7 protein-coding genes are annotated in these 7,500 nt (G+C 56.8%); 5 read left to right on the forward strand and 2 right to left on the reverse strand.

What is annotated here, in order from left to right:
* Window positions 1-263: 263 nt before the first annotated feature.
* From ALO64_RS09460 to ALO64_RS09480, 5 genes are all read left to right on the forward strand, one after another.
* Window positions 264-911 (forward strand): DedA family protein, encoded by a 648-nt coding sequence (locus ALO64_RS09460; RefSeq protein WP_005731164.1) that lies wholly within the window; start codon window positions 264-266, stop codon window positions 909-911.
* Window positions 912-914: 3 nt separating this feature from the next.
* Window positions 915-1,724 (forward strand): M90 family metallopeptidase, encoded by an 810-nt coding sequence (locus ALO64_RS09465; protein ID WP_044345417.1) that lies wholly within the window; start codon window positions 915-917, stop codon window positions 1,722-1,724.
* Between the two features lie 110 nt (window positions 1,725-1,834).
* Window positions 1,835-2,362: an inorganic diphosphatase gene (gene ppa / locus ALO64_RS09470; RefSeq protein ID WP_002551870.1), complete on the forward strand. Its 528-nt coding sequence runs from the start codon at window positions 1,835-1,837 to the stop codon at window positions 2,360-2,362.
* A gap of 356 nt (window positions 2,363-2,718) precedes the next feature.
* Window positions 2,719-3,450 carry a LexA family transcriptional regulator gene (locus tag ALO64_RS09475; protein ID WP_044345418.1) on the forward strand — a complete coding sequence of 244 codons (732 nt, stop codon included), beginning with the start codon at window positions 2,719-2,721 and terminating at the stop codon, window positions 3,448-3,450.
* Window positions 3,451-3,857: 407 nt separating this feature from the next.
* Window positions 3,858-4,100 (forward strand): helix-turn-helix domain-containing protein, encoded by a 243-nt coding sequence (locus tag ALO64_RS09480; RefSeq protein ID WP_005731162.1) that lies wholly within the window; start codon window positions 3,858-3,860, stop codon window positions 4,098-4,100.
* A 92-nt stretch (window positions 4,101-4,192) separates the two neighbouring features.
* Here ALO64_RS09480 and ALO64_RS09485 read toward each other — a convergent pair whose 3' ends face one another.
* Window positions 4,193-5,044 (reverse strand): alpha/beta hydrolase, encoded by an 852-nt coding sequence (locus ALO64_RS09485; protein WP_010204116.1) that lies wholly within the window; start codon window positions 5,042-5,044, stop codon window positions 4,193-4,195.
* Window positions 5,044-7,323, reverse strand: a complete 2,280-nt coding sequence (locus ALO64_RS09490; RefSeq protein ID WP_044345419.1) for an autotransporter family protein — start codon at window positions 7,321-7,323, stop codon at window positions 5,044-5,046. Before ALO64_RS09490 ends, ALO64_RS09485 begins: the two co-directional genes overlap by 1 nt.
* Window positions 7,324-7,500 lie beyond the last annotated feature (177 nt).

Raw genomic sequence — 7,500 nt, forward strand, 5'->3', positions numbered from 1 at the left:
CCCTAACCAGCCCGAACACAAAAAAACTGATACTCCCTTCAAAAACTACGTGCTGCCCATCAACCAGGACTGATCACCCCCTCGCCAGCACGCGGCAGCAAAGCCGCGTCAGCGCAACATACTGCTCCAGTCGTCACACATCAAAAACCCAGCGTTTATTCCCAAACCCCTTCTGCGCATTCTGCTCCTATAATGCCGCGCATACTGAACAGTCGTTTCTTCCGCATGCGACCCCGTACAGGGTTCTCGCCTCAGGTGCCTTAATGGATTTCAACCCGCTTGACCTTATTCTGCATCTCGACGTCTACCTTGACCTGTTGGTGACCAACTACGGTACGTGGGTCTACGCGATTCTGTTTCTGGTGATTTTCTGCGAAACCGGGCTGGTGATCATGCCCTTCCTGCCAGGCGACTCGCTGCTGTTCATCGCCGGAGCCGTGGCTGCCGGCGGCGGCATGGACCCGGTCCTGCTGGCCGGGCTGCTGATGCTGGCGGCGATTCTGGGCGACAGTACCAACTACGTCATTGGCCGCACTGCGGGCGAAAAACTGTTCAGCAACCCCAAATCGCGCATCTTCCGCCGCGACTACCTGCTGCGCACCCAGGACTTCTATGAGCGCCACGGCGGCAAAACCGTAACACTCGCGCGTTTCCTGCCGATCATCCGCACGTTCGCTCCATTCGTGGCCGGTGTGGGCAAAATGTCCTATCCGCGCTTCGTGGGTTTCAGCATATTGGGCTCAGTGCTGTGGGTCGGCAGCCTGGTGACACTGGGCTTCTTCTTCGGCAACGTGCCGTTCATCAAGCACAACCTGACCTTGCTGGTGCTGGCAATCATCCTGCTGTCGCTGGTGCCGATGATCATTGGTGTGGTTCGCAGCCGTAGCGCGCCTCCGGCAGACGCACGCTGAATCATGTGGTCGTTCAGCAACTGGCGCAGGCAGCGCACGCTCGCCAGACACCCGGTTGCTGACGAGCTGTGGCAGAAGGTGCGTGGACGTCTGCCGATCCTCGATGGGCTGAGCAGCGGGCAGCATGCGCAATTGCGTGACGCCTGCGTACTGTTTCTAAATGACAAACACCTCAGTGCACTGCCGGGCGTTGATCTGGATGACGAGCAGCGATTGTTTCTCGCCGCCCAGGCGCAACTGCCTCTGCTGAATCTGGGCGAACGGAACTGGTATCAGGGCTTTCACGAGATTGTGCTGTACCCCGACGACTTCGTCAGCCCGCAGCGCCATCGCGATGCCAGTGGCGTGGAGCACGAGTGGGATGGCGAACACAGCGGCGAAGCCTGGCTGCAGGGCCCGGTGATTCTGGCCTGGCCGGGCGTGTTGAGCAGCGGCGACTGGGATGGCTACAACCTGGTGATCCATGAACTGGCGCACAAGCTCGACATGCTCAACGGCGACGCCAATGGGCTGCCGCCGCTGCACAGCGATATGCAGGTGACCGAATGGGCTCGCGTCATGCAAAGCCCGTTCGATGATCTCAACCGGCAACTGGACCACAACCCCGACGCCGAGCCCGCTATCGATCCCTATGCCGCAGAAGACCCTGCCGAGTTTTTCGCCGTGACCAGCGAATACTTCTTCAGCGCACCCGACCTGCTGCACGACAGTTACCCGGCAGTCTACGAACAACTGAAGGCGTTTTACCGGCAAGACACTCTCGCCAGACTGAACCTGCTGCGTCAGCAGGACCCGGCTTACCGGGACAACTGACAGCCGCCAAGGCCATGCGTGGCAACCAAAACAGAATATGCCTATAATCCTGACCACTTTTTGGCGGTTCGCGCCAAAATCTGTCTGGTCAACTATGGGGGCAATGCCCAATGAGCTACAGCAAGATTCCGGCAGGCAAAGACCTTCCGAACGACATCTACGTCGCGATCGAAATCCCGGCCAACCATGCGCCGATCAAGTACGAAATCGACAAAGAAACCGATTGCCTGTTCGTTGACCGTTTCATGGCCACCCCGATGTTCTACCCGGCCAACTACGGTTTCATCCCTAACACGCTGGCTGACGACGGCGACCCGCTGGACGTGCTGGTGGTGACGCCTTACCCGGTGTCCCCAGGTTCGGTCATCCGTGCCCGCCCGGTCGGCATTCTGCACATGACTGACGACGGCGGTGGCGATGCCAAGGTTATCGCAGTGCCACACGACAAGCTGTCCCAGCTGTATGTCGACGTCAAAGAGTACACCGACCTGCCAGCCCTGCTGCTTGAACAGATCAAGCACTTCTTCGAGAACTACAAGGATCTCGAAAAAGGCAAATGGGTAAAAATCGAAGGTTGGGGCAATGCTGACGCTGCCCGCGCCGAGATCACCAAATCGGTTGCAGCGTTCAAAGGCTGATCACTGATCTGGCGTTTCAGGGCACGTCACACACGTGCCCTGAAACACGCTTGACCCCTTCCCTGCCGCTGCTCCCCGCTAATACCGTTCCTTGAAACACACCTATCCATTTTTTTGCAGAGCACACGTTTAAAAATGCGTTCGACTTTTAGGCGCTCGATAAACAGTTCGTTAACTCCCGTATAGCAAGGGTAAACGCCCGATACGTCGTTTAGCCAAAAAAGCGCTATTACGGAATCTGCCTACACGATATTCATTCCATCCGTAGTCCGAATAGCCGCCACCCCCTTGGGATAACGTCGATCTCAACACCTCGTTCATTTAAACGCCCAAGCGACGTCCGTAGACTTCGCCCTATGAATACATCAGGCGATCGACTCCGCATCCTCCTTCGGGAGTGCCATCTCACAGCGACCGACTTTGCGGCCAACCGCAAAATCACGCCGCAACACGTCAATAACTGGTTCAAGCGTGGCGTGCCCATGGCGCGGATCGATGAGGTGGCTGAACTGTTAACCGTAAACGCACGCTGGCTGCGCACGGGCGACGGGCCCAAACATCCCAATGAATCGGCCAATGAAAACACTGGTGAAGACACACGCATGGTCATCCAGCAGACCAGAAACGTCCTGCGCGGCGATGTGGAAATTCAGATCTACACGGAGGTTGAATCCACTCATGGCGTCGGCAAAACCGTCCTTTCCGAAGCCCCTGGGCAAAAAATCCGCCTGCCCGTGCAAGTTCTGCAAACCATGGGCATCGACCCAAAAAACTGCATGTGTGTCGCCATGGTCGGCAACAGCATGGCCGACAAGATCCAGGACGGCTCGATTCTCGGCGTCGACCGCGAACTGACCCAGGTCATCGACGGCGAAATCTACGCCCTCGAGCACGGCGGCATCCTGCGCGTGCACTACCTCTACCGCATGCCCAATGGCGGTCTGCGCCTGCGCAGCCATAACGACGCCGAATACCCGGACGAACTGTTCAGTGCCGAAGACATCGACCGGGAGAAAATACGGATTCTGGGCTGGATATTCTGGTGGTCGACACTCAACAGTCGGCGCAATGCGATGCTGCTGTTGTGAGGCGTTTGGGGTTGAAAGGCATTCGGGCTGGGCATTGGCGGAGAATTTCAGTATTCTGTGCGCCATCCAGAGCACCTGACGCAGTCATGCGATGCGGTGTTTGAATGGGGCATGTGATCCGTTTGCCCTGTTGTCTATTCGCGCTTCTTCAAGAGGCGCACCTGTTGAAGGTGATTGCGGTCTATCAAAAATAGATCGGAACCGCCTACGAGAAGCCGGCCACAAGCCGGCTTTTTAATGCCTCCCGCGTTCTTCTCGCGGCTGGGCAGTGGATATCATCTACTTGAGAAGCTTCCCGCCAAATCAGCCGTTGACGGTACTTTGCTGGTTGTCCCGGTCGAAACCCACTTTAGGATAATCCCAAGTCAGGTTTATTCAGGTAACCGGACTATTAGAGGGTTTGCCACGTGAAAACCATCCATAACGCCCGCTACCAAGCGTTGCTTGATCTTGTGCTGGAAGCGCGCAGCGCAGCCGGTATGACGCAAAAAGAATTGGCCGTCAGGCTAGGGCGGCCGCAGTCATTTGTCTCAAAGACGGAGAACGCCGAGCGCAGGCTCGATGTCATTGAGTTCATGGATGTCTGTCGGGGGATCGGGACTGACCCGTATGCGCTGCTCAGCAAGCTGGACTCTATGGCTCGCCTGTAATCGACAATCGCGAAGCTTTGCTGGATGAGCGCTTGCGTGAAAAACGACTCATAGCGATTCAATGCAGTGCGTTTTGGTCAGATATAGGACGATCACGGACACACATCTACGCCCCGCCCTCTCCACAGCTTCCAGACCTGTTCCCAACCGTCTTCGTGACTCGGCCCCGAGACGACAATCAGTTGGCTGCACGCACCGTTGCCCAGTTGCCTGCTGTAACCCTTTGCCAGTTCAGTCGGGATCATTTCGTCACGCGTGCCCGACAAGTGACGCTGAGGTATCAATGCCAGGCGCTGAATGTAATCGAGTGGGTCCAACGATCCATTGAGAGGCGAAAGTCCTTTTAGTGCTGTCCACTGATTCGGGGCCAGATTGCCAGCGATGGTCTGGATCCGGGTGATGTCGTTTCGTTGTCCAGCCAGTAGCAACGCTAGGGTTGCGCCGCCTGAATAACCAATCAGCTCGAACTCGTTATTACCGTAACGTTGTTTCATATGGTCCAGCGCACTGCTGAGGCTGGTGACCACTGCCTGGGAGAAACGGCGATTGGTCCAGAGGGCAGCGTTGCAAGCCGGGGCCGTGATGAATTGGCAAGGTCGTGCCAGATAGGCGCTGGGCGTCGGGTCGTTGACTGCCAGCTGCGGCACGAGGAGCTTACGTGGGCTCGGCTCGATACTGGGTTGAGTGGCGGTGGCCCAGGCATGACCGTCGCCTTCCAGATAGACCCGCAGACGGTTCGCTCTGAAGGTCTCTGGCGGTAACAGCGCCGCCAGTGGAAAGGGCTGTGCCGACAGAATCTGCATCTGTCGGCCATGCTGGTTGGCCAATTGCTGTAGATCAGCGCGCGGAGACTGACAACCGGCGATGGCTCCGCTCAACAGCAGCGCCATCACGACTGCAAGGGTACCGCCTAAGCGTTTTCGACCGAGGCGGTAACTCCACATCAAAAGTCGTAACGCACTTTTGCAGAGAACACATCGGCATCGAAGCCTGATTTACCGATGTAGTCATAGTTGACGCCCAGTGTGACGGCACCCAGTTTGTAATCGGCACCCACACCCGCTTCGTAACTGTCACGCACAGCCTTGGCACCGCTGGTTACAAACGGTGTACTGCCGAGCAAAAAGGTGGACGTGCTCTGCGCTTCGTCGGCGGCGAAGTCGTGGTAGGCCATCAGTTTGGCTTGTGGCTCCAGTGTTCCGGCGCCCAAGAGGAAGCTGCCAGCCACGCGCATGCCTGCGCCCAGCTCAATGGTTTCATAACGCTGGTCTTCAACCTTTAACGCAGCCGACGAGCCTTTCTCACGATAGCCGTCGATGTTCACTTGGCTGTAACGCGCCGCCAGGCGTGGTTCGACCAATACTTGCGGGTTGACGTGATAGGTGTAGCCACCCACCAGATTCAGGCCCAGCAGGTCACTGTCGTAATCTGCCTTGGCACGCGTACCTGCAATGCTGCGTTTGCCCTGGTTGTCGTTGAGGCCGTAAGTCAGGCTTGTATCGACAAAGTAATTGCCTTGTTCGAAGCCGCTGTACAGCGTGAATGCATGGCTATCGACTTCGGTCTTGTTGCCACTTTTGCCATTCACGTCGGTATTGATGAAGCTGTACGCCAACCCCAGCGTCAGGTTGTCGTTGAGCTTGCCGTCAGCGCCCACCGCGACTCCGCTGCTGTACGCGTTATAGCCAGCAATTCCGTCACGCTGGCCTTGAGTGGCATCGCTGTAGAGCGACTGGACCCAAACCCCGGCATTCTTGAAACCTTCGCCAGAAGACGCGCCGCGTATCGAGCTGGTGCGGCTGCCCGTTACGTTGCTGATCAGACCCTGGCTGGTAGTAGCGGCGCTTCTGGCCCCGCCGTTGACCTCCGGCGACAGCTGCGAGGCCAGCTTGGCAAGCTGCCCTCCGTCAGCGTTCAGCAAAAGCTGTTTGAACGCATCGCTGTCGTTCAGCTTGCTGATGATGCTGTCGCCGGTCAGGTTGACCAGTGTGGTCTGTTCATTAACTGAGCCGCCGTTGTTGGCAACTACCTGAGCGACCTCTTCCTTGCCCTTGGCGGTGACCACAGCTACAACGTCTTTGCCGTCAACGGTATAGCTGTCGATTTTAAGTAGCGCCGAGGTACTGACTACATCCAGTTTGCCAGCAGGGTCGACCGCGCGCCCATCCTTGGTCAGCAGTTCGATCCTGCCTGATTCGATGAGCGTGTAAGCAGTGCCGTTGGCATTGAAGTCGTCACCCTTGGCCGCGAGCTTTACTTGCGCTCCCGGTTCGAACTGAGTAGTGCCGGTAACTTTCAGCACCGCGGTTTTAGTATCAGTGACCTTACTCAGATTCAGGCCGAGTGCCGAATTGCCGTCGACATACAGATCGCCGCCAATGCTGCTGTGTGCGGACTCGAAAGTCATGGTAGTAGGACTGTCGGAGGTGCCACCAACATAAACCGATCCGCCGCTCTTGAGGCGAATGTTGTAGCCATCTTTACGGCTGTCAGTACCTGTGAAGGAAGTATCCCCCTCCAGCTCGATATTGCTTACGTCGATCAGGTTACCGACAACGACGCTGCCCTTTCTCAGGATCAGCTCGATCGGACGATTGCTTCCAGAAGCGTCGATAGCCCTGTCAGCGGAAATGATCGAACCTTCGTTATAGATATTGAAGTCGCCCCGTTCGATGTACCAAGGCTGAGCGCCGATCATAGAGAATTTAGTAGTGCCCATCACGATAGCAGCGCTCTCGCCGCGGATCGTCCCGGTGTTGGTTATGTCCGCACTATTGCCTATCATAGTGGCCCCGTCGATTCGAAGACCTTGAGACCCCGCGCCGCTAGCGGAGAGGCTGCCATGGTTTTCGAAGAATTTCAGGCTCGTGGCGACGTCCAGGGCCGTCGCGCCTTGACCGGAAACTTCAACCAGACCGTGGTTGATGACGTTGCCGTTGATCCTACCGCCCTCCAGGCTGATGCCTTTGGCTCCTTCACCACTAGCAAAGGTGCCGGAGCCACTGATGTTCCCGTTGAGGATAAGGTTCTTTTCAACGGTCGAACCACTTAGCTGAATCGCATCTTTAACCGCACTCCCCGAATAGGCACCGTTGATCTCAAGATTGCCGGTATGGGTCTGACGCTCGCTTTTGTAGCCAGCGTTGGTCAGTTGGACTGTTTCAGCAAAAGCCGGAACGGCAGTTGCAGCCACAGCCATGGCGAGAAGGGTCTTGCGAAACATCACAGAGTTCAAGATTCATTCCTTATGTTGGGGGCGCTGCCATGCTTGTCGAAAACCTGTCGCAGCGAAAAGTGGCCATTGGCCACACAGAAGAGCGCGGCGAGAATAAAGTAACCGACTTGAAATAACATCAACTATTATCGGCGCAATCGCACTTCGCTAAGGAAGCTCCGAGCA

The sequence above is a fragment of the Pseudomonas meliae genome (genome assembly GCF_001400515.1).
In the GTDB taxonomy this organism is placed as follows: Bacteria; Pseudomonadota; Gammaproteobacteria; order Pseudomonadales; family Pseudomonadaceae; genus Aquipseudomonas; species Aquipseudomonas amygdali.

What these genes read in the sequence shown, in the direction of transcription:
- ALO64_RS09465 (WP_044345417.1), top strand. Translation starts at nt 915, where the DNA reads ATGTGGTCGTTCAGCAACTGGCGCAGGCAGCGCACGCTCGCCAGACAC.
- ALO64_RS09460 (WP_005731164.1), top strand. Translation starts at nt 264, where the DNA reads ATGGATTTCAACCCGCTTGACCTTATTCTGCATCTCGACGTCTACCTT.
- ALO64_RS09475 (WP_044345418.1), top strand. Translation starts at nt 2,719, where the DNA reads ATGAATACATCAGGCGATCGACTCCGCATCCTCCTTCGGGAGTGCCAT.
- ALO64_RS09490 (WP_044345419.1), bottom strand. Translation starts at nt 7,323, where the DNA reads ATGTTTCGCAAGACCCTTCTCGCCATGGCTGTGGCTGCAACTGCCGTT.
- ALO64_RS09485 (WP_010204116.1), bottom strand. Translation starts at nt 5,044, where the DNA reads ATGTGGAGTTACCGCCTCGGTCGAAAACGCTTAGGCGGTACCCTTGCA.
- ppa (WP_002551870.1), top strand. Translation starts at nt 1,835, where the DNA reads ATGAGCTACAGCAAGATTCCGGCAGGCAAAGACCTTCCGAACGACATC.